Source organism: Paenibacillus sp. FSL M7-1455 (assembly GCF_038004655.1).
Classification (GTDB): Bacteria; Bacillota; Bacilli; order Paenibacillales; family Paenibacillaceae; genus Paenibacillus_AQ; species Paenibacillus_AQ cookii.
Genome location: NZ_JBBORO010000001.1, coordinates 5,424,625 through 5,445,782, shown reverse-complemented (window position 1 = coordinate 5,445,782; position 21,158 = coordinate 5,424,625). Strand labels below are relative to the sequence as shown.

Below are 21,158 nucleotides of genomic sequence, written 5' to 3'. Positions count from 1 at the left end.
CATTCGCGGATTAAAACAATAGGACTAGGAGGGTTGCTCCTTGTTGGACGTAAACAATTTCGAATTCATGAAAATCGGGCTTGCATCCCCGGAAAAAATTCGTTCATGGTCCCGCGGAGAAGTAAAAAAACCGGAAACCATCAATTACCGTACGCTGAAACCGGAGAAGGAAGGCTTGTTCTGCGAACGGATTTTTGGACCGCAAAAAGACTGGGAATGCCATTGCGGCAAATATAAGCGTGTCCGTTACAAAGGCGTCGTCTGCGACCGCTGCGGCGTAGAAGTTACCCGCTCGAAGGTGCGCCGCGAACGGATGGGCCATATTGAGCTGGCAGCTCCCGTTTCCCATATCTGGTACTTTAAAGGCATTCCGAGCCGTATGGGTCTCGCTTTGGATATGTCTCCAAGATCTCTCGAAGAGATCATCTACTTTGCATCTTATGTCGTGACCGACCCAGGAGATACGCCTCTGGAGAAGAAACAGCTTTTGTCCGAAAAAGAATACCGCAGCTACCGTGAAAAATACGGCTACGGATTCCAGGCGGGCATGGGTGCCGAAGCCATCAAAAAGCTTCTTCAGGATCTCGACGTGGAAAAAGAGCTGGAATTCCTGAAAGAAGAGCTTCGCACCGCTCAAGGCCAACGCCGCAACCGCGCGATCAAACGCCTTGAAGTGATCGAAGCGTTCCGCAATTCCGGCAATAAGCCTGAATGGATGATCATGGACGTCCTTCCGGTCATTCCTCCGGAACTTCGCCCGATGGTACAGCTGGACGGCGGACGTTTTGCGACGTCTGACCTGAACGACTTGTACCGCCGCGTCATCAACCGTAACAACCGTCTGAAACGCCTGCTTGACCTGGGCGCTCCGGACATCATCGTGCAAAACGAAAAACGGATGCTGCAGGAAGCGGTAGACGCCTTGATCGACAACGGCCGCCGCGGCCGTCCCGTAACGGGTCCGGGCAACCGTCCGCTCAAATCCCTCAGCCACATGCTGAAAGGTAAGCAAGGACGTTTCCGCCAAAACCTGCTCGGTAAACGCGTCGACTACTCCGGCCGTTCCGTTATCGTCGTTGGACCGTACCTGAAAATGTACCAATGCGGTCTGCCGAAAAAAATGGCGCTTGAACTGTTCAAGCCATTCGTCATGAAAGAATTGGTCAACAAAGGCCTTGCCCATAACATCAAGAGCGCGAAACGCAAGGTTGAGCGCGTAAGTCCGGAAGTCTGGGACGTTCTTGAAGAAGTCATTAAAGAGCATCCGGTTCTGCTGAACCGTGCCCCTACGCTTCACCGTCTCGGTATCCAGGCGTTCGAACCGATTCTGGTCGAAGGCCATGCGATCCGTTTGCATCCGCTCGTATGTACGGCGTACAACGCCGACTTCGACGGCGACCAAATGGCGGTGCACGTTCCGTTGTCCGCCGAAGCTCAGGCTGAAGCGCGCCTTCTGATGCTCGCTTCCGGCAACATCTTGAACCCTAAAGACGGCAAGCCGGTCGTAACTCCGTCCCAGGATATGGTCCTCGGTTCCTTCTATCTGACGATGGACAACAAGGAAGAAAAAGGTTCCGGCATGATTTTGGGCTCGGTCAACGAAGCGGTGTCCGCTTACCAACGCGGCACGGCAGGATTGCATGCGCGCGTGGCCATCCCGGTTAAAGCGCTCGGCAAAACCAGCTTTACCGAAAAACAGCAAGACGCGATGCTCCTGACCACGGTCGGACGCATCATTTTCAACGAAATTTTCCCAAGCAGCTTCCCGTACATCAACGAAGCGACCCGCGACAATCTTTTGAACGGTACGCCTGAGAAATATTTCGTTTACGAAAAAGGCGTGGATATCCGCGAACGTATGAATGAACTGCCTGTCAGCAGCGCTGTCGGCAAAGAGTACCTGGGCCAAATCATCGCCCGGTGCTTCGAGATCTACCATACGACGGAAACATCCATCATTTTGGATAAAATCAAACAGCTCGGATTCACGTACTCCACCCGTGCCGGCGTAACCGTTGCGGTGGCGGACGTTATCGTTCCTGAAGAAAAACAGGCGATCCTGAAAGAATCCGAAGAGAAGGTTGCGGTCGTTACCAACCAGTACCGCCGCGGTCTGATCACCAACGAAGAACGTTACGACCGGGTTATCGACATTTGGTCCAAGGCCAAAGACGATATTACGGACGTCCTCATGAAATCGATGGACCGTTTCAACTCCATCATGCTCATGGTCGACTCCAAAGCGCGGGGTAACAAATCGCAGATTACGCAGCTCGGCGGTATGCGCGGTCTGATGGCGAACCCGTCCGGCCGGATCATCGAGCTCCCGATCAAGTCGAACTTCCGCGAAGGTTTGACGGTCCTCGAGTACTTCCTGTCCACGCACGGCGCGCGGAAAGGTCTCGCGGATACGGCGCTTCGTACGGCGGACTCCGGTTACCTGACCCGCCGTCTGGTCGACGTTGCGCAGGATGTCATCGTGCGCGAGGAAGACTGCGGAACGGACAAAGGCTTTACGGTTAGCAGAATCCAGGACGGCAAAGAGGTCATCGAGGATCTGTACGACCGTATCGAAGGCCGGTACTGCTTCGAAACCGTTCGTCATCCGGAAACCAACGAAATTTTGGTTAACCGCAACGAACTGATCGATTCGGACAAAGCGAACCTGATCGTGAAATCCGGAATTACGAAACTGCAAATCCGCTCCGTGCTCAGCTGCCGCGCCCGCCATGGCGTGTGCAAGAAGTGCTACGGACGCAACCTGGCGACGGGCAAACATGTCGAAATCGGGGAAGCAGTCGGCATCATCGCCGCGCAATCCATCGGTGAACCGGGAACCCAGCTCACGATGCGTACGTTCCATACCGGTGGCGTAGCGGGCGACGATATCACGCAAGGTCTCCCGCGTATCCAGGAGCTGTTTGAAGCCCGGAATCCGAAAGGTCAGGCGACCATCAGTGAAATCGACGGCGTCGTCAAAGAAATTCGCGAAGCAAAAGACCGCCGCGAAATCGAAATCCAAGGGGAAGCCGAAACCAAGGTTTACTCCGTCACTTACGGTTCCCGGCTGCGCGTGACCGAAGGCATGGAAATCGAAGCCGGCGACGAGCTGACCGAAGGTTCGATCGACCCTAAAGAAATGCTGCGCATCAAAGGGATCCGCGGCGTGCAGAACTACATCCTTCAGGAAGTTCAGCGCGTATACCGGAACCAGGGCGTAGAAATCAACGACAAACACGTCGAAGTCATGATCAAGCAGATGCTGCGCAAAATCCGCATCGTCGATGCGGGAGATACGCCGCTGCTGCCGGGATCTTTCGTCGATATTTACGAATACGAAACAGCCAACAAGGAAGCGATCCTTTCCGGCAAGGAACCGGCCGTTGCCAAGCCAGTCCTGCTCGGGATCACGAAAGCTTCCCTCGAAACCGACTCGTTCTTGTCTGCGGCTTCCTTCCAGGAAACGACGCGGGTGCTCACCGACGCAGCCATCAAAGGCAAAGTCGACCAGCTGCTCGGCCTGAAGGAAAATGTCATCATCGGTAAGCTGATTCCTGCGGGTACCGGTATGAACCGTTACCGCAACGTCAGATTCGATGACCCGAACGCGGAAGAAGACGGTTCGAAAGAGTTGGAAACGGCAAACGTGGAGTAACTTCAAACGGAAAGCGGCTTGCGGGGGCGGGCGATTGAACGCCTGCTCTCGCAAAAAGCTTTTTTACAATGATTTTCCTAGCGAAAATTAATAGCCGTTTTTCTTGACATCGGCGAATGCAGGTGCTAATATATCAAAGGTGCGTGAGTAGCAACATCCCTGTGCTTTTGGAGGAATCGTAAAGATGTCTAATGATAAAGGATTACAGGATGCTCATGTCAAAATCGGGGCCAAACAGACCATGAAACTTGTGGAGTCAGGCCAAGCCGCAGAAGTTTATGTGGCAGAGGATGCGGAATTCCGGCTCATTTCCAAGATCGAAGGGCTGTGCAACAAGCACGGCGTGAAGATCACCTATGTGGACACCATGCAGCATTTGGGAAAAGCATGCGGGATTGAAGTGGGCGCAGCGATGGCTGCCATCGTGAAACCATAGCAATATGGGATGCAAGTTAATACGGTAAGAAACGTTTTTGTTAGGGAAGCCAGGCTTCTCTCGGCAAAAACTTTTCATTTGTTCTTTTATGAACCGCCTGGGTCTGTGGACTTAAAAAAGAGGTTTGTAAGGAGAATGAACATATTGGAAGGAGGTGGCTAACAATGCCAACAATTAACCAACTGGTTCGCAAAGGACGTCAAGCTAAAATCTACAAATCGAAGTCCCCTGCTCTGCAGAAAGGATACAACGCTTTGAAGCGTGAAGATACGGATTTGAGCGCTCCTCAAAAACGTGGGGTTTGCACCCGTGTAGGTACGATGACTCCGAAAAAACCGAACTCCGCACTTCGTAAGTATGCCCGTGTTCGCTTGACGAACCGCATCGAGGTTACTGCTTACATTCCGGGGATCGGACACAACCTGCAAGAGCACAGCGTGGTATTGGTTCGCGGCGGACGGGTAAAAGACCTTCCGGGTGTACGTTACCATATCGTTCGCGGCGCGCTTGATACGGCTGGCGTAAACAACCGCATGCAGGCTCGTTCCAAATACGGCGCTAAGCGTCCGAAAGCTAAAAAATAAGCGGCTAACCGCTTTGTAAGAACCAAGACGTAAGAAAGGGGGATATCCATGCCACGCAAAGGTCCAGTTGCCAAAAGAGACGTGCTGCCAGATCCGGTGTACAACAGCAAGCTGGTTACTCGTCTGATCAACCGCATCATGCTGGATGGTAAGAGAGGTGTTGCTCAAAGCATTCTTTACAACGCGTTCAACCTGATTCAAGAACGTACGGGTAAAGATCCTATGGAAGTATTTGAAGCAGCCATCAAAAACATCATGCCAGTACTGGAAGTTAAAGCTCGCCGTGTCGGTGGTGCGAACTACCAGGTGCCTATCGAAGTAAAACCAGAGAGACGTACAGCTCTCGGACTTCGTTGGCTCGTAAACTACTCCCGCAGCCGCGGTGAGAAAACGATGGAAGAGCGTTTGGCTGCAGAGATCATCGATGCATCCAACAACACAGGCGCTTCCGTCAAGAAACGCGAAGACACGCACAAAATGGCTGAGGCGAACAAAGCGTTTGCTCACTACCGCTGGTAGGATTCAGTTCATCATATATTACACTTCAATTTTGAAGGGAGACTATTTTCATGGCAAGAGAGTTCTCCTTGAAAAATACACGTAATATCGGGATCATGGCGCATATTGACGCTGGTAAAACGACCACCACAGAGCGGATCTTGTTCTATACAGGCCGTACGCACAAAATCGGTGAAGTTCACGAGGGTGCAGCTACGATGGACTGGATGGAGCAGGAACAGGAGCGCGGGATCACGATTACTTCCGCTGCGACGACCGCTTCTTGGAAAGGTCACCGCGTCAATATCATTGATACCCCAGGGCACGTTGACTTCACTGTTGAAGTTGAACGTTCCCTTCGTGTATTGGATGGGGCAGTAGGCGTTTTCAGTGCGAAAGAGGGCGTTGAGCCTCAGTCTGAAACCGTATGGAGACAGGCTGACCGTTACGGCGTACCACGGATCGCATATGTAAACAAAATGGATATCATCGGTGCCGACTACCTGAACGTCGTAAAAGACATGCGTGAACGTCTGCAAGCGAACGCGGTTGCGATTCAATTGCCGATCGGCGCGGAAAACGACTTCACTGGCATCATCGACCTGGTCGAACAAAAAGCTTACATGTACAAAGACGACCTGGGTCAAAACATCGAGGAAGCTGAAATTCCTGCAGAGTTCAAAGACCAAGTCGAAGAACTTCGCGCGGAATTGATCGAAAAGGTTGCGGAACTCGACGAAGAATTAACGATGAAGTATCTGGAAGGCGAAGAAATCACCGTTCCGGAACTGAAAGCTGCACTCCGCAAAGGGGTCTGCGAAGTTAAGATCTTCCCGGTTGTCTGCGGCTCCTCGTACCGCAACAAAGGGGTTCAGCTGATGCTGGACGCCGTTATCGATTACTTGCCATCTCCAGTCGACGTGCCGTCGATCCAAGGTCACCTTGAGGACGGATCCGAGGTAGAACGCCACTCTTCCGACGAAGAGCCGTTTGCGGCTTTGGCATTTAAAATCATGACTGACCCTTATGTCGGTAAATTGACATTCTTCCGCGTATACTCCGGTATCCTTCAATCCGGATCTTACGTATTGAATGCCACCAAAGGCAAACGCGAACGTATCGGACGTATCCTTCAGATGCACGCGAACAGCCGTCAAGAGATCAGCGAAGTTTACGCTGGTGATATCGCGGCTGCCGTAGGTTTGAAAGATACGGGTACGGGCGACACGCTTTGCGACGAAAAAGCTCCGGTAATCCTCGAATCGATGAACTTCCCTGAACCGGTTATCGAGATTGCCGTTGAACCTAAGACCAAAGCCGACCAAGACAAAATGGGCGTTGCTTTGAGCAAATTGACGGAAGAAGATCCTACGCTGCGTGCTCATACGGATGAAGAAACCGGTCAAACGATTTTGGCTGGTATGGGTGAGCTTCACCTCGACATCATCATCGACCGCATGCGTCGCGAGTTCAAGGTAGAAACCAACGTGGGTAAACCGCAGGTTGCTTACCGTGAAACCTTCCGTACACCGGCTCGCGTCGAAGGTAAATTCGTACGTCAATCCGGTGGTCGTGGTCAATACGGTCACGTATGGGTTGAATTCGAACCTTTGGAGCCAGGTACTGGCAGCCAGTTCGACAGCAGAATCGTCGGCGGCGCCGTACCGAGAGAATATATTCAGCCTGCACTGAATGGTATCGAAGAAGCCATGAAAAATGGCGTACTCGCCGGCTTCCCGATCGTGGACATCAAAGCTACGATCGTAGACGGTTCCTACCATGATGTCGACTCCAACGAAATGGCGTTTAAGATTGCCGGTTCCATGGCGCTTAAAGCAGCAAAAGACAAGTGTAATCCTGTCCTGCTCGAGCCAATCATGAAAGTCGAAGTTACCGTGCCTGAAGAATACATGGGCGACGTAATGGGTATGCTGAACTCCCGCCGCGGACGAATCGAAGGTATGGATTCCCGTTCCGGTGCTCAAATCATTCGTGCGAAGGTGCCTCTCTCCGAAATGTTCGGATACTCGACCACACTTCGTTCCGGTACCCAAGGACGCGGCGTGTTCTCGATGGAAATCTCTCACTATGAGGAAGTTCCTCGCAACATCGCCGAAGAGATCATCTCGAAGTCCAAAGGCTCTGCCGAATAAGTTTTACGTTTTAAAGACTGGCCGGAACATTAACATCCAAGAAACCCTGCATAAATGCCGGCCGGCATAAACATACAACATTTATTCCATTTAAGGAGGAATTGTTCAAAATGGCAAAGGCTAAATTTGAACGTACTAAACCGCACGTTAACATTGGCACGATTGGTCACGTCGACCATGGTAAAACTACTTTGACTGCAGCAATCACAACTGTATTGTCCAAAAAATACGGTGGCGCTGCCGTAGCATTCGACCAAATCGACAAAGCTCCAGAAGAGCGCGAACGCGGTATCACGATCTCTACTGCACACGTAGAATACGAAACTCCTGCTCGTCACTATGCACACGTTGACTGCCCAGGACACGCCGACTACGTTAAAAACATGATCACTGGCGCAGCTCAAATGGACGGCGCAATCCTGGTTGTATCCGCAGCTGACGGCCCAATGCCGCAAACTCGCGAACACATCCTGTTGTCCCGTCAGGTAGGCGTTCCTTACATCGTCGTATTCCTGAACAAATGCGACATGGTTGAAGACGACGAACTGCTTGAACTGGTTGAAATGGAAGTGCGCGATCTCCTGAGCGAATATGAATTCCCAGGCGACGACACTCCAATCATCCGCGGTTCCGCTCGTGAAGCTCTGCAAAACCCAGACGGCGAGTGGGCTGAAAAAATCGTTGAAATGTTCAACATCATCGACGAGTACATCCCAACTCCAGAACGCGACACTGACAAACCTTTCCTTATGCCAGTCGAAGACGTATTCTCCATCACTGGCCGCGGTACCGTTGCTACTGGCCGCGTAGAGCGTGGAACAGTTAAAGTCGGCGACGAAGTTGAAATCGTCGGTATTGCTGAAGAAACTAAAAAATCCGTCGTTACCGGCGTTGAAATGTTCCGCAAATTGCTTGACTCCGCTCAAGCCGGCGACAACATCGGTGCTCTTCTTCGCGGTGTAGACCGTAAAGAAATCGAACGCGGTCAAGTACTTGCTAAACCAGCTTCCGTAAACCCACACACTGAGTTTACTGCTCAAGTTTACGTACTGACTAAAGAAGAAGGCGGACGTCATAAGCCTTTCTTCACTGGATACCGTCCTCAGTTCTACTTCCGTACAACTGACGTAACAGGTATCATCAACCTGCCAGAAGGAACTGAAATGGTTATGCCTGGCGACAACATCACTGTAACTGTACAACTGATCTCCCCAATCGCGATCGAAGAAGGAACGAAGTTCTCCATTCGCGAAGGCGGACGTACAGTTGGTGCAGGTGCGGTAGCTAGCATCATCAAGTAATGATTTTGGAATGAAGCAGCTTCGGTAACGAAGCTTCAAATTCCGGAGTCTGAACGATATATTATATGCAACATTGTGCTGGAACGAGTAACGTTGTGACGTAAACGCAAGGAATGCAAAAGGTACTTCTTTTTCCGGGAAGTGCCTTTTGCTTTTTTTCTTATTAAAGCTTGCATTACGCCCAATCTTTCTATATAATAGTGAATGTTGTTCTGAGACGTTGCGATGATGTGAGAGGTTACTGACACACCCGGCCCCTTTGCCATGGAGCAGGATGTCAGAAAATTTTCACGGAGTATGTCCGATACCAAATTGGGCGATAGAAGGAGGGACTAAAATGGCAAAGCAAAAAATTCGTATTCGTTTGAAAGCTTACGATCACAGAATTCTTGATCAATCCGCTGAGAAAATCGTTGAAACTGCGAAACGTTCTGGTGCTGGTGTATCCGGACCGATTCCGCTTCCAACTGAAAAACAAATCATTACCATTCTCCGTGCGGTACACAAGTATAAGGATTCTCGGGAGCAATTCGAAATGCGCACTCATAAGCGTCTGATCGACATTGTGAACCCAACTCCACAAACTGTGGATGCTCTTATGCGCTTGGACCTGCCGTCCGGTGTAGATATCGAAATCAAATTGTAATTTCCGTCAAGGAATCAAGAAGGGAAAAGAGGTGTCAACATGAAAGGTATCTTAGGAAAAAAACTCGGAATGACTCAAGTATTTACCGCTGAAGGTAATGTAATTCCTGTAACTGTAGTGGAAGCAGGTCCTTGCGTTGTTCTGCAAAAGAAAGATATCGAGAACGATGGATACGAAGCGATCCAAATCGGTTTCTCCGATAAAAAAGAGAAAAGTGCCAATAAACCGGAAGCAGGACATGCCAAAAAGGCTAACACTGCACCTAAGCGCTACGTTCGCGAAATCCGCGGTGTTGACCTCGGAGCATACGAGGTTGGCCAAGAGCTGAAAGCTGACATTTTTGCGGAAGGCGAGTATGTTGACGTAACCGGCACGTCCAAAGGTAAAGGTTTCCAAGGCGTTATCAAACGTTGGGGACAAAGCCGCGGACCAATGGCTCACGGTTCCCGTTACCATCGCGGACCAGGTTCCATGGGTTCCATCCAAGCAAACCGCGTTCCTAAAGGCAAACACCTTCCAGGACAGATGGGTCATGTGACCGTAACGGTTCAAAAGCTTGAGGTTGTTAAAGTTGACGCAGAACGCAACGTGCTGCTGATCAAAGGCGCCATCCCAGGCCCTAAAAACAGCTTCGTGAAAATTAGTGAAACGGTGAAGAAATAATCACCTAAGGAAAGGAGGAACAATAAATGCCAAAAGTATCCGTGTTTAACGTTAGCGGAAGCCAAGTAGAAGAATTGGAACTGAACGATGCGGTATTCGGTATTACGCCGAACGTTCATGTCATGAACCAAGCCGTATTGCTGCAAAGAGCATCTTTGCGTCGCGGTACGCATAAAGTGAAAGGTCGTTCTGAAGTACGCGGCGGCGGACGTAAGCCTTGGAAACAAAAAGGCACAGGCCGTGCTCGTCAAGGTTCGATCCGTGCACCACAATGGAAAGGCGGCGGTACTGTGTTTGGCCCAACGCCACGCAGCTACACGTTCAAGCTTCCTAAGAAAGTTCGTCGTTTGGCGATCAAATCCGCGTTGTCTTCCAAAGTGATCGACAACAACATCATCGTTCTGGATGCACTTGCGTTGAACGCTCCTAAAACCAAGGAATTCGCAGCCATTTTGAACAACCTGAAAGTGGAACGCAAAGCCCTGATCGTGGCTCCTAGCTATGATGATAATGTGGCTCTTTCCGCACGTAATATTCCTGGCGTGAAATTCGTAGCGGCAGACGGCATTAATGTTCTTGACGTACTTCTGTACGACAAGCTGATCATTACGAAAGAAGCAGTTCAGAAGGTAGAGGAGGTGCTCGCGTAATGAAAGACCCTCGTGATATTATCAAACGTCCGGTGATTACGGAACGTACGGCCGAATACATGAGCGACATGAAATACGCTTTTGAGGTTGACATTCGTGCCAACAAAACCGAGATCAAACAAGCCGTTGAGTCTATTTTCAAAGTGAAAGTGACTAACGTTAATACGATGCGCGTCCCAGCGAAGCCGAAACGTTATGGCCGCTACAACGGTTATACGACCGAGTGGAAAAAAGCCATCGTAACGCTGAGCCAAGACAGCAAACCGCTTGAGTTTTTTGAATCTGTAGAGTAAGGAGGAGTAAACGTGCCTATTAAAAAGTATAAACCGACTTCCCCGGCCAGACGTAACATGTCCGTCTCTACGTTTGAAGAGATCACGACAAACCAGCCGGAGAAATCGTTGCTTGCGCCGCTCAGCAAAAAAGCCGGCCGCAACAACCAAGGTAAAATTACAGTTCGTCACCACGGCGGCGGACATAAACGTAAATACCGTATCATCGATTTCAAACGTACGAAAGACGGCATACCAGGTACCGTTGCTACAATCGAGTATGACCCGAACCGTACTTCCAATATCGCTCTGATCCACTATGCAGACGGAGAGAAACGTTACATCATCGCTCCAAAAGGTCTGAAAGTCGGAGACAAGATCGAATCCGGCCCTAACGCCGACATCAAAATCGGTAACGCGCTTCCGCTGGAAAACATTCCGGTAGGTACCGTTATCCACAACATCGAACTGAAGCCTGGCAAAGGCGGACAATTGGTTCGCGCTGCCGGTACCGAAGCTCAGCTTCTCGGTAAAGAAGAGAAGTACGTATCCGTACGTTTGTCTTCCGGCGAAGTTCGCAAGCTCCTGAAAGTTTGCCGCGCGACGATCGGTTCCGTAGGCAACGAAGATCATGAATTGATCAAAATCGGTAAAGCAGGCCGCAGCCGCTGGCTCGGACAACGTCCTGAAGTTCGCGGTGTCGTCATGAACCCTAACGATCACCCTCACGGTGGTGGTGAAGGCCGCGCTCCAATCGGACGCAAATCGCCTATGTCTCCATGGGGCAAACCAACCCTTGGTTACAAAACGCGTAAAAAAGGAAAAGCTTCTGACAAGTATATCGTTCGCCGCCGCACAAAATAATGCACGCTGTGCATAACTTTGTGAAGTGCCGAAAGTAACGAGAGATTGGACGAAGGGAGGATTTTATAGATGAGTCGCAGTTTGAAAAAAGGACCTTTCGTTGATGGGTACCTGCTGAAAAAAGTAGAAGCGATGAACGAATCGAACAAGAAAGCCGTTATCAAAACTTGGTCCCGCCGCTCTACGATTTTCCCGCAATTTATCGGTCACACGTTCGGTGTATATGATGGACGCAAGCACGTTCCTGTATACGTAACGGAAGACATGGTAGGTCACAAGTTGGGCGAGTTCGCGCCAACGCGTACTTACAAAGGTCATACGGACGATGACAAGAAAACAAGAAGATAAAACTGAAGCTCTTTGTTTGAGAGGAGGTAAAACAAATGGAAGCAAAAGCACATGCCAGATCGATCCGGATTGCTCCTCGTAAAGTCAAGCTCGTGGTTGACTTGATCCGCGGTAAGCAAGTTGGTGAGGCCATCGCCATTCTTCGCCACACTCCGAAATCGGCTTCCCTGGTCGTAGAGAAGCTGCTGAACTCGGCGATCGCCAATGCTGAGCATAACTACTCGATGGATATTAACAATTTGGTTGTGAGCCAGGTTTACGTAAACCAAGGGCCGACCATGAAGAGATTCCGTCCACGTGCCATGGGTCGTGCGAGCCGAATCAACAAACGCACCAGCCACATTACTTTGGTGGTATCTGAAAAATAAGGAGGGATAACGTGTGGGCCAAAAGGTAAATCCAGTCGGACTCCGGATCGGTATTATCCGTGATTGGGAATCGAAATGGTATGCAGGCAAAGATTTCGGAAATCTTTTGCTGGAAGACGTTAAAATTCGTGAATACCTTAAAAATAAATTGAAAGACTCTGCCGTATCTCGCATCGAAATCGAAAGAGCGGCTAACCGTGTGAACGTAACGATCCACACTGCGAAACCAGGCATGGTTATCGGTAAAGGTGGTTCTGAAGTCGAAGTACTGCGGAACCAAGTAACGAAAATTGCAGGCGGTAAAAAAGTTCACATCAACATTTCTGAAATCAAACAAGCGGACATGGACGCGATCTTGGTTGCAGAAAGCATTGCACAACAATTGGAACGCCGCGTTTCTTTCCGTCGTGCATTGAAACAAGCAATCCAAAGAACGATGCGTGCAGGCGCTAAAGGTATCAAAACTCAAGTCAGCGGACGTCTTGGCGGCGCTGAAATCGCTCGTACGGAAGGCTACAGTGAAGGAACTGTTCCACTTCATACGCTTCGTGCTGACATCGACTACGGTACAGCTGAAGCACATACGACTTACGGCCGTCTTGGCGTGAAAGTATGGATCTATCGTGGAGAGGTTCTTCCTACGGCTAAGAAACAAGTAGCTCAGGAAGGAGGCAACTAATCATGTTGGTACCAAAACGTGTAAAACACCGCAAGCAGCAACGCGGTCACATGAAGGGTATGGCAAAAGGCGGCACTGAGCTCAACTTCGGCGAATTCGGTCTGCAGGCTCTGGAGCCAACTTGGATCACGAACCGCCAAATCGAAGCAGCGCGTATCGCGATGACTCGTTACATCCGCCGCGGCGGTAAAGTTTGGATTAAAATTTTCCCAGATAAGCCGATCACTCAAAAACCTCTTGAGGTTCGTATGGGTAGCGGTAAAGGTAACGTTGAAAAATGGGTCGCAGTTGTCAAACCAGGCAAGATTATGTTTGAACTTGGAGGCGTGCCAGAGGAAGTTGCTCGCGAAGCGATGCGTCTCGCCGCTCACAAGCTGCCGATCAAAACGAAGTTTGTGAAACGTGAAGAATTGGGTGGTGAAGCAAATGAAAGCTAATGATCTGCGTAACTTGACCACTGCAGAAATTGAGCAAAAGATTGCGGGCTTTAAAGAAGAACTCTTTAACCTCCGTTTTCAATTGGCTACCGGACAGCTTGATAACCCGACTCGGATCCGTGATGTGCGCAGGGAAATAGCTCGTGCTAAAACCGTCATCCGTGAAAGAGAACTTGGGATTAGTTAATTGATGCAGTCATTATTGCCTGTATTCAGGAAGGAGGCTAACGATGAGCGAAGAACGCAATGCTCGTAAAGTGCAAATCGGTAAAGTTGTCAGCGATAAAATGGATAAAACCATTGTCGTAGCTGTTGAAACTTACAAGAAGCATGATCTCTATCACAAACGCATTAAATACACCAAAAAATTTAAAGCGCATGATGAGAACAACACTGCACAAATCGGAGATACCGTTAAAATCATGGAAACTCGTCCACTCTCCAAAGATAAGCGCTGGAGACTGGTAGAAGTCGTTGAAAAAGCGGTTATCATCTAAAGATATAGCGACAGTTTTTCCGAAAGGAGGAAATTTCAATGATTCAACCATTTACACGTCTGCAAGTAGCTGACAATTCCGGTGCGAAGGAACTGATGTGTATCCGCGTATTGGGAGGAACAGGACGTCGTACTGCAGCGATTGGCGATTTGATCGTTTGTTCCGTAAAACAAGCAACACCAGGCGGCGTTGTCAAAAAGGGTGACGTAGTCAAGGCTGTTGTCGTTCGTACGAAACGTTCCGTACGTCGTAAGGACGGATCTTACATCGCATTTGACGAAAACGCAGCGGTTGTTGTTAAAGAAGACAAGAGCCCGCGCGGAACTCGTATTTTCGGACCAGTGGCACGCGAACTTCGTGATAAAGACTTCATGAAAATCGTTTCCTTGGCACCGGAAGTTATCTAAGTCTTCAATTGAATCGGATAACCGATTGAATAAATCGTTCCAAGTTACTTGCCATGGGCAAGCCCGCAGGAGGTGTAACGAATGCCAAAAGTGAAAAAGGTTCTGGAATCCTACAACAACAAGCTCCACGTTAAAAAGGACGACACGGTTATGGTGATCAGCGGTAAAGACAAAGGCAAAAAAGGCCGCGTCATTGCAGCTTATCCTCGTGAAAACCGCGTACTGGTGGAAGGCGTGAACATGGTGAAAAAACACCAAAAGCCTAACCAAATGAATCCGCAAGGCGGAATCATCGAACAGGAATCGCCAATCCATGTATCCAACGTGATGCATATCGATCCGAAGAGCGGCAAAGTAACCCGCATTGGTTATAAAGTGCTCGATAACGGTAAGAAAGTTCGCGTAGCGAAAAGATCCGGAGAAGTTATCGACTAATCGAGAGCTAAAGAAAGGAGGTTTATGATTCATGGCAGCAAGATTGAAAGAACGTTTTTTGAATGAAGTTACTCCTGCTTTGATGCAGAAGTTCAACTATTCTACTGTTATGCAAGTACCTAAAATCGAGAAGGTTGTCATCAACATGGGTGTGGGTGATGCCGTATCCAACTCGAAAGTGCTTGATTCCGCAGTTAACGACATGCAGCTGATCGCTGGTCAAAAACCGGTAATCACTCGTGCTAAAAAATCCATCGCAGGATTCAAATTGCGTGAGAATATGCCGATCGGTGTGAAAGTAACGCTGCGCGGTGAGCGCATGTATTACTTCTTGGACAAATTGTTCAACATCACTCTTCCACGCGTGCGTGACTTCCACGGCGTGTCCACGAAAGCATTCGACGGACGCGGAAACTATACGCTTGGCCTCAAGGAGCAACTGATCTTCCCTGAGATCGAGTACGATAAAGTGGATAAAGTCCGCGGTATGGATATCGTTATCGTAACGACGGCTAAAACTGACGAAGAGTCCCGCGAGCTGCTCGCTCAATTGGGAATGCCTTTCGCGAAGTAAGATCGCGAATCCATTTCTCCGAAAATTTTTAGGAGGTGTCAGGCTAAGTGGCAAAAACTTCGATGAAAGTAAAACAACAACGTACGCCTAAGTTCAAAGTACGTGCTTACACGCGTTGCGAACGTTGTGGTCGTCCACATTCGGTACTGCAAAAGTTCAAAATTTGCAGAATTTGTTTCCGTGAATTAGCTTATAAAGGCCAGATCCCTGGCGTGAAAAAAGCAAGCTGGTAAGAAGTTTATAATCGGGAAGGAGGTTTACACACATGACTATGTCTGATCCAATTGCAGATATGCTTACTCGTATTCGTAACGCGAACACTGTGCGTCACGAAACAGTTGAGATGCCTGCTTCGACGATGAAAAAACAAATCGCTGAAATCCTGAAGCGTGAAGGTTTCATCCGTGATGCAGAATATATCGAAGATAACAAACAAGGGATTATCCGTGTTTTCCTGAAATACGGTCCTAACAACGAACGCGTTATCTCCGGCTTGAAGAGAATCAGTAAACCAGGTCTGCGCGTTTACACGAAGAGCAACGAAATCCCTCGTGTACTCGGCGGTCTCGGAATTGCGATTATCTCCACTTCGAAGGGGATTATGACCGACAAAGAAGCTCGTCAATCCAAAGCTGGCGGAGAAGTTGTCTGCTACGTTTGGTAATACACGTCACAGAACAAGGAGGTGCAACAAATGTCCCGTATTGGTCGCAAACCAATCGCAGTACCTAGCGGTGTGGATGTCACACTGAACAATACTACAATCACGGTTAAAGGACCGAAAGGATCTTTGACTCGTGAACTTCACAAGGATATGAAAGTAACGGTTGAGAACAACGAAATCATCGTTGAACGCCCATCCGACAACAAATTGCATCGTTCCCTTCACGGCACGACCCGCAGCGTTGTCAGCAACATGGTGAGCGGCGTAACCGAAGGATTCTCGAAATCTCTCGAACTCGTTGGGGTCGGATATCGTGCAAACAAGTCCGGAGACAAGATCGTCCTGAACGTTGGTTACTCTCATCCGGTTGAAATCACTCCAGAACCGGGTATTGAATTCGAAGTGCCTGCAAATACGAAAATCATCGTTCGCGGTATCGATAAAGAGCGCGTAGGTGCATACGCCGCTAAAATTCGTTCCGTTCGCGAACCTGAACCGTACAAAGGCAAAGGGATTAAGTACGAAGGCGAACGCATTATCCGTAAGGAAGGTAAAGCTGGTAAGAAGAAATAAGCTTTCTAAGCTTACCGGTCTTTTGCCTTGTGCGTCTTAGTGAAGCTGTAATGGCAAACTGAAAGGAGTGAAAAGGAAGTCATGATTACAAAACAGGATAAGAACAAGGCACGTGTCAAACGTCATTTGCGTGTACGCAAGAAAATCCAAGGTACTGCAGCTCGTCCGCGTTTGAACGTATTCCGTTCTTCTAAACATATCTATGCTCAACTGATCGATGACGTAGCAGGCGTAACCCTGGTATCCGCATCTACGGTTGACAAAGAACTGAGCGGTTCCGTGAAAAACGGCGGCAGCGTGGAAGCAGCTCGTCAAGTAGGCGAACTGGTAGCAAAACGCGCGAAGGAAAAAGGACACACAGCGGTTGTATTCGACCGTGGAGGATATCTGTATCATGGACGGATTCAAGCCCTGGCTGAAGCAGCACGCGAAGCAGGCTTGGAATTCTAAGAATTTCTAAAAAGGAGGTTAACGACTTGCGTGTAGATCCGAACACTTTAGAACTGACTGAAAGAGTTGTAAATATTAACCGCGTAGCTAAAGTTGTAAAAGGCGGACGCCGTTTCAGCTTCAGCGCACTGGTTGTTGTCGGCGACGGCAAAGGCTGGGTCGGTGCAGGTATCGGTAAAGCCGGTGAAGTACCTGACGCGATCCGCAAAGGCATCGAAGATGCGAAGAAAAACTTGATCCACGTTCCGATCGTAGGAACAACCATTCCTCACCTGGTTACTGGTCACTTTGGCGCTGGACGCGTTCTGTTGAAACCAGCTTCCGAAGGTACTGGAGTAATCGCCGGCGGTCCTGTTCGCGCAGTACTCGAGCTGGCTGGTGTAGGTGACATCTTGACAAAATCTTTGGGTTCTTCGAACTCCATGAACATGGTCAACGCGACTCTGGAGGGCTTGTCCCGTCTGAAACGCGTTGAAGAGGTTGCCAAACTTCGTGGCAAATCTGTCGAAGAGCTGCTCGGTTAAGGAGGGAATGTCATGGCTAAACTTCAAATTACCCTCGTCCGCAGTGTGATCGGTCGTCCTGAAACTCAGCGTACTACCGTGAAAACTCTCGGCTTGCGTAAACTTAACTCCAGCGTGGTCCACAACGACAATCCCGCGATTCGCGGTATGATCAACAAAGTGAGCCATCTGGTATCCGTTAAAGAAATTGAAGGTTAATTCCAGCGTTGAATTAACTTACAAATATTAAGGAGGTGCAACGAACGATGAAGTTACATGAACTTACTTCAGCTGCGGGTTCCCGTAAAGACCGCAAGCGTGTAGGTCGCGGTACAAGTAGCGGTACGGGCAAAACATCCGGTCGCGGTCATAAAGGTCAAAACGCTCGTTCCGGCGGCGGTGTACGTCCTGGATTCGAGGGTGGCCAAAACCCGCTGTATCGTCGTTTGCCAAAACGTGGTTTTGTAAATCCTACCCGGAAAGAGTATGCGATTGTTAACATCGAGGAACTGAACAGCTTTGCAGAGGGCACAGAAGTTACTCCTGAAATTTTGGTGGAGAGCGGCGTAGTGAAAAACACGAAAAGCGGCATCAAAATTCTTGGCAACGGTGAAGTGACCGTGAAGTTGACTGTAAAAGCAAATAAGTTCTCTCAATCTGCGGTAGAGAAGATCGAGGCTGCCGGCGGTAAAACCGAGGTGATCTAATGTTTAAGACCCTGAAGAATATATGGCGGGTTGAGGACCTTCGTAAAAGAATTTTGTTTACCTTGTTCGTGCTGATCATTTACCGTATTGGCTCATTCGTTCCTGTTCCTGGCGTCAATAAAGATGTCCTGGAACAGACGAATCAACAAGGTTCAGAATTGTTTGGTCTCTTAAACACGTTCTCAGGGGGCGCGCTCCATCAGTTCTCTATTTTTGCCCTCGGGATCGTGCCGTATATTACCGCGTCCATTATCGTGCAATTGCTTTCGATGGACGTTATTCCGAAGCTGGCCGAGTGGGCAAAACAAGGCGAGCACGGGAAAAAGAAATCGGCGCAATTGACTCGATATGGTACGATCGTGTTGGGTCTCATCCAGGCATTTGCGATGTCCGTCGGTTTTAACCGTTTGTACGGTACGCAGATGATTCCCAACGCCACGTTCGCGGACTACTTGGTGATTGCGATCGTGTTGACCGCAGGTACCGCGTTCTTGATGTGGCTCGGCGAGCAGATTACGGAAAAGGGAATCGGCAACGGTATTTCCATCTTGATCTTCTCCGGGATTATCGCCAACATTCCGACATATATCCGTACAACGGCTCAGTCCAGTTTCATTCAAGAAGGTCAGGCCTTTATGAATACGCTGAAATCTCTGATCGTCCTGATTGTTATTGTGGCGGTTATTGTGGGTGTCATCTACATCCAACAGGCGATTCGTAAAATTCCTGTCCAATATGCCAAACGTGTGGTTGGCAACAAGATGTACGGTGGACAGAATACGCATATTCCGCTGAAAATCAATGCGGCAGGCGTCATTCCGGTCATCTTCGCCGTATCCCTGCTGCAGTTCCCTACCATTATCGCGGGATTCTTTAACACGTATGCTTGGGCCCAATGGATCCAAACAAACTTGAGATATGATTACCCTCTTGGTATGGTACTGTATGTCCTGATGATTATCGGTTTCACGTTCTTCTACACCTTCGTGCAGATGAACCCGAACCAGATGGCAGACAACATGAAGAAAAACGGCGGCTATATTCCGGGCATCCGCCCTGGTAAAGCTACCGAGAAATATCTGACCCGGGTCATGTCCCGTCTAACCATGACAGGCGCCATCTTCCTGGCTGTTATTTCCTTGCTGCCGATCGGCTTGGGTACGCTGGCTGGCTTGCCTAGTTCGGTCAAAATCGGAGGCACTTCACTGCTGATCGTCGTCGGGGTTGCGCTCGATACGATGAAGACCATCGAAAGTCAGTTGATCAAACGCCACTATAAAGGTTTTATCAATAAATAGTGATAGGTTCCGGTGAAGTGATTCCAAAGCTTCCCGGCAACTTATTGCGTTGTTTCTTGTAAAGAGGCAAGTCGGAGGGAGAGAGAAACGTGAACATACTATTCATGGGCCCTCCTGGGGCAGGGAAAGGAACGCAGGCAGAAGTCATTGTCAATGAATTCGGCATTCCCCACATTTCCACCGGCGATGCATTTCGTCTGGCGATTAAACAGGGAACTCCCATTGGGATCAAAGCCAAAGAATACATGGATCAAGGGCTTTTGGTACCGGATGATGTCACGATCGGCATCGTGGAGGAACGTCTGCAGCAGTCCGATTGCGAAAAAGGTTTTTTATTGGATGGTTTTCCAAGAACTCTTTCGCAAGCGGAAGCGCTGGATGATATCCTTAGCAGACTGAACACCAAGCTGGATCATGTCATCAACCTGAAAGTGGACCGCGACAAACTGCTCGCCCGCTTGACGGGGCGGCGGATTTGCAAAAGCTGCGGCGCCACGTACCATGTGATCTTCAACCCGCCTAAACAGGAAGGTGTTTGTGATAAATGCGGAGGCGAGCTGTATCAGCGCTCGGATGACAACGAAGAGAGCGTCGGTACCCGTCTGGACGAATATATCAACAAAACAGCACCACTCCTTGCATTTTATGAGAACAAAGGTCTTTTGCGTCAGATCGATGGTGATCAAGAAATCGATACGGTATCGAAAGAGATCGTGTCGGTGCTGCGAGGTTAGTCGTAATGATCATTTGTAAGTCCGAAACGGAACTCGGCTTTATGCGGGAAGCAGGGCGAATTGTGGCGGAAACGCACCGTCTTATGGCAAAGCATATCGAACCGGGCATCACGACCGGGGAACTGGACGCTATCGCTGACCACTACATTCGCAGTCAAAAAGCACTGCCGTCTTTTAAGGGCTACAATGGTTTTCCTGCCAGCATTTGCGCTTCAGTCAATGATCAGTTGGTACACGGATTTCCCGGCAAACGCAAATTAAACGAAGGCGACATTGTTACGCTAGACATCGGTGCGCAGTACCGTGGTTACCATGGAGACTCCGCTTGGACCTATCCTGTAGGCAAGATCTCGGAAGAAGCCCAGCGATTGCTGGACGTTACCGAAGCATCCTTGTATGCAGGCTTGGAGCTTGTCAAACCAGATGTGCGCCTGTTCACGATCTCACATGCCATCCAGCGCGTCATCGAAGACGCCGGCTTCTCGGTTGTTCGCGAGTATGTCGGACACGGAGTTGGGGCAGAACTGCATGAAGAACCGCAAATTCCGAACTTTGGCGTTCCGGATCGGGGCCCGCGGCTCAAACCCGGCATGGTGCTGGCGATTGAACCGATGGTGAATGCCGGATCCCGTTATGTCAAAACGCTTGAAGACAACTGGACGGTCGTTACGGTCGACGGTTCCTTGTGTGCCCATTTTGAGCATACGGTTGCCGTTACAGCCGAAGGCCATGAAATTCTCACAAAACTCGATATGTAGGTGA

At 49.5% G+C, this 21,158-nt stretch carries 30 protein-coding genes; all 30 read left to right on the top strand.

From position 1 onward, the window contains the following. The first annotated feature begins 40 nt into the window (after positions 1-40). On the top strand, positions 41-3,655 hold the full coding sequence (rpoC, locus tag NYE48_RS25015; RefSeq protein ID WP_212952128.1) for a DNA-directed RNA polymerase subunit beta': 3,615 nt from the start codon (positions 41-43) through the stop codon (positions 3,653-3,655). Between the two features lie 184 nt (positions 3,656-3,839). Then, on the top strand, positions 3,840-4,091 hold the full coding sequence (locus NYE48_RS25010; RefSeq protein WP_212952127.1) for a ribosomal L7Ae/L30e/S12e/Gadd45 family protein: 252 nt from the start codon (positions 3,840-3,842) through the stop codon (positions 4,089-4,091). Between the two features lie 164 nt (positions 4,092-4,255). Continuing rightward, the gene (gene rpsL, locus NYE48_RS25005) at positions 4,256-4,675 is read left to right on the top strand and encodes a 30S ribosomal protein S12 (RefSeq protein WP_036712553.1); all 420 of its coding nucleotides are present in this window, start codon (positions 4,256-4,258) and stop codon (positions 4,673-4,675) included. A 48-nt stretch (positions 4,676-4,723) separates the two neighbouring features. Continuing rightward, the gene (rpsG, locus tag NYE48_RS25000; RefSeq protein WP_212952126.1) at positions 4,724-5,194 is read left to right on the top strand and encodes a 30S ribosomal protein S7; all 471 of its coding nucleotides are present in this window, start codon (positions 4,724-4,726) and stop codon (positions 5,192-5,194) included. 50 nt (positions 5,195-5,244) lie between these two features. After that, entirely contained in the window at positions 5,245-7,326 is a 2,082-nt protein-coding gene (gene fusA, locus NYE48_RS24995) for an elongation factor G (protein ID WP_212952125.1), read from the top strand. A gap of 110 nt (positions 7,327-7,436) precedes the next feature. Next, entirely contained in the window at positions 7,437-8,627 is a 1,191-nt protein-coding gene (gene tuf / locus NYE48_RS24990) for an elongation factor Tu (protein ID WP_339322479.1), read from the top strand. 337 nt (positions 8,628-8,964) lie between these two features. Continuing rightward, positions 8,965-9,273 (top strand): 30S ribosomal protein S10, encoded by a 309-nt coding sequence (gene rpsJ / locus NYE48_RS24985; protein ID WP_005544556.1) that lies wholly within the window; start codon positions 8,965-8,967, stop codon positions 9,271-9,273. Positions 9,274-9,312: 39 nt separating this feature from the next. Continuing rightward, the gene (gene rplC, locus NYE48_RS24980) at positions 9,313-9,936 is read left to right on the top strand and encodes a 50S ribosomal protein L3 (protein ID WP_341000289.1); all 624 of its coding nucleotides are present in this window, start codon (positions 9,313-9,315) and stop codon (positions 9,934-9,936) included. A gap of 26 nt (positions 9,937-9,962) precedes the next feature. After that, positions 9,963-10,586 carry a 50S ribosomal protein L4 gene (rplD, locus tag NYE48_RS24975; protein WP_341000288.1) on the top strand — a complete coding sequence of 208 codons (624 nt, stop codon included), beginning with the start codon at positions 9,963-9,965 and terminating at the stop codon, positions 10,584-10,586. Further along, positions 10,586-10,879 (top strand): 50S ribosomal protein L23, encoded by a 294-nt coding sequence (gene rplW / locus NYE48_RS24970; RefSeq protein ID WP_339322476.1) that lies wholly within the window; start codon positions 10,586-10,588, stop codon positions 10,877-10,879. The genes rplD and rplW overlap by 1 nt, the downstream gene beginning before the upstream one ends. Before the next feature lie 12 nt (positions 10,880-10,891). Next, positions 10,892-11,722 carry a 50S ribosomal protein L2 gene (gene rplB, locus NYE48_RS24965; protein ID WP_339322475.1) on the top strand — a complete coding sequence of 277 codons (831 nt, stop codon included), beginning with the start codon at positions 10,892-10,894 and terminating at the stop codon, positions 11,720-11,722. A 69-nt stretch (positions 11,723-11,791) separates the two neighbouring features. Continuing rightward, entirely contained in the window at positions 11,792-12,070 is a 279-nt protein-coding gene (gene rpsS, locus NYE48_RS24960) for a 30S ribosomal protein S19 (RefSeq protein WP_036712573.1), read from the top strand. A 35-nt stretch (positions 12,071-12,105) separates the two neighbouring features. Beyond that, complete coding sequence (gene rplV / locus NYE48_RS24955) at positions 12,106-12,438, top strand: 50S ribosomal protein L22 (RefSeq protein ID WP_212952123.1); 333 nt, start codon at positions 12,106-12,108, stop codon at positions 12,436-12,438. A 13-nt stretch (positions 12,439-12,451) separates the two neighbouring features. Further along, positions 12,452-13,117 (top strand): 30S ribosomal protein S3, encoded by a 666-nt coding sequence (gene rpsC / locus NYE48_RS24950; RefSeq protein ID WP_339322474.1) that lies wholly within the window; start codon positions 12,452-12,454, stop codon positions 13,115-13,117. Positions 13,118-13,119: 2 nt separating this feature from the next. Beyond that, a complete protein-coding gene (rplP, locus tag NYE48_RS24945) occupies positions 13,120-13,554 on the top strand; it encodes a 50S ribosomal protein L16 (RefSeq protein ID WP_194234539.1) in 435 nt (144 codons plus the stop codon). Then, entirely contained in the window at positions 13,544-13,741 is a 198-nt protein-coding gene (rpmC, locus tag NYE48_RS24940; protein ID WP_036712586.1) for a 50S ribosomal protein L29, read from the top strand. Before rplP ends, rpmC begins: the two co-directional genes overlap by 11 nt. 43 nt (positions 13,742-13,784) lie before the next feature. Next, a complete protein-coding gene (gene rpsQ, locus NYE48_RS24935; protein ID WP_025336666.1) occupies positions 13,785-14,051 on the top strand; it encodes a 30S ribosomal protein S17 in 267 nt (88 codons plus the stop codon). Positions 14,052-14,089: 38 nt separating this feature from the next. Beyond that, on the top strand, positions 14,090-14,458 hold the full coding sequence (rplN, locus tag NYE48_RS24930; protein WP_160045381.1) for a 50S ribosomal protein L14: 369 nt from the start codon (positions 14,090-14,092) through the stop codon (positions 14,456-14,458). 81 nt (positions 14,459-14,539) lie between these two features. Next, the gene (gene rplX, locus NYE48_RS24925; protein ID WP_341000287.1) at positions 14,540-14,893 is read left to right on the top strand and encodes a 50S ribosomal protein L24; all 354 of its coding nucleotides are present in this window, start codon (positions 14,540-14,542) and stop codon (positions 14,891-14,893) included. 31 nt (positions 14,894-14,924) lie between these two features. Then, positions 14,925-15,467 carry a 50S ribosomal protein L5 gene (rplE, locus tag NYE48_RS24920; RefSeq protein WP_036712597.1) on the top strand — a complete coding sequence of 181 codons (543 nt, stop codon included), beginning with the start codon at positions 14,925-14,927 and terminating at the stop codon, positions 15,465-15,467. A gap of 47 nt (positions 15,468-15,514) precedes the next feature. Further along, complete coding sequence (locus NYE48_RS24915; protein ID WP_013312154.1) at positions 15,515-15,700, top strand: type Z 30S ribosomal protein S14; 186 nt, start codon at positions 15,515-15,517, stop codon at positions 15,698-15,700. Positions 15,701-15,732: 32 nt separating this feature from the next. Beyond that, on the top strand, positions 15,733-16,131 hold the full coding sequence (gene rpsH, locus NYE48_RS24910) for a 30S ribosomal protein S8 (protein ID WP_160045384.1): 399 nt from the start codon (positions 15,733-15,735) through the stop codon (positions 16,129-16,131). A gap of 30 nt (positions 16,132-16,161) precedes the next feature. After that, complete coding sequence (rplF, locus tag NYE48_RS24905) at positions 16,162-16,704, top strand: 50S ribosomal protein L6 (RefSeq protein ID WP_339322472.1); 543 nt, start codon at positions 16,162-16,164, stop codon at positions 16,702-16,704. 81 nt (positions 16,705-16,785) lie between these two features. Next, complete coding sequence (rplR, locus tag NYE48_RS24900; protein ID WP_160045386.1) at positions 16,786-17,154, top strand: 50S ribosomal protein L18; 369 nt, start codon at positions 16,786-16,788, stop codon at positions 17,152-17,154. Between the two features lie 26 nt (positions 17,155-17,180). Continuing rightward, on the top strand, positions 17,181-17,678 hold the full coding sequence (gene rpsE / locus NYE48_RS24895; RefSeq protein ID WP_036712609.1) for a 30S ribosomal protein S5: 498 nt from the start codon (positions 17,181-17,183) through the stop codon (positions 17,676-17,678). 12 nt (positions 17,679-17,690) lie between these two features. Beyond that, complete coding sequence (rpmD, locus tag NYE48_RS24890) at positions 17,691-17,876, top strand: 50S ribosomal protein L30 (RefSeq protein WP_036712612.1); 186 nt, start codon at positions 17,691-17,693, stop codon at positions 17,874-17,876. Between the two features lie 47 nt (positions 17,877-17,923). Then, a complete protein-coding gene (gene rplO / locus NYE48_RS24885) occupies positions 17,924-18,364 on the top strand; it encodes a 50S ribosomal protein L15 (protein ID WP_036712615.1) in 441 nt (146 codons plus the stop codon). Further along, positions 18,364-19,662: a preprotein translocase subunit SecY gene (gene secY / locus NYE48_RS24880; protein WP_339322471.1), complete on the top strand. Its 1,299-nt coding sequence runs from the start codon at positions 18,364-18,366 to the stop codon at positions 19,660-19,662. The genes rplO and secY overlap by 1 nt, the downstream gene beginning before the upstream one ends. 89 nt (positions 19,663-19,751) lie before the next feature. Then, a complete protein-coding gene (locus NYE48_RS24875; RefSeq protein WP_341000286.1) occupies positions 19,752-20,396 on the top strand; it encodes an adenylate kinase in 645 nt (214 codons plus the stop codon). 5 nt (positions 20,397-20,401) lie between these two features. Beyond that, positions 20,402-21,154 (top strand): type I methionyl aminopeptidase, encoded by a 753-nt coding sequence (map, locus tag NYE48_RS24870; protein WP_339322469.1) that lies wholly within the window; start codon positions 20,402-20,404, stop codon positions 21,152-21,154. The last annotated feature ends 4 nt before the right edge of the window (positions 21,155-21,158 follow it).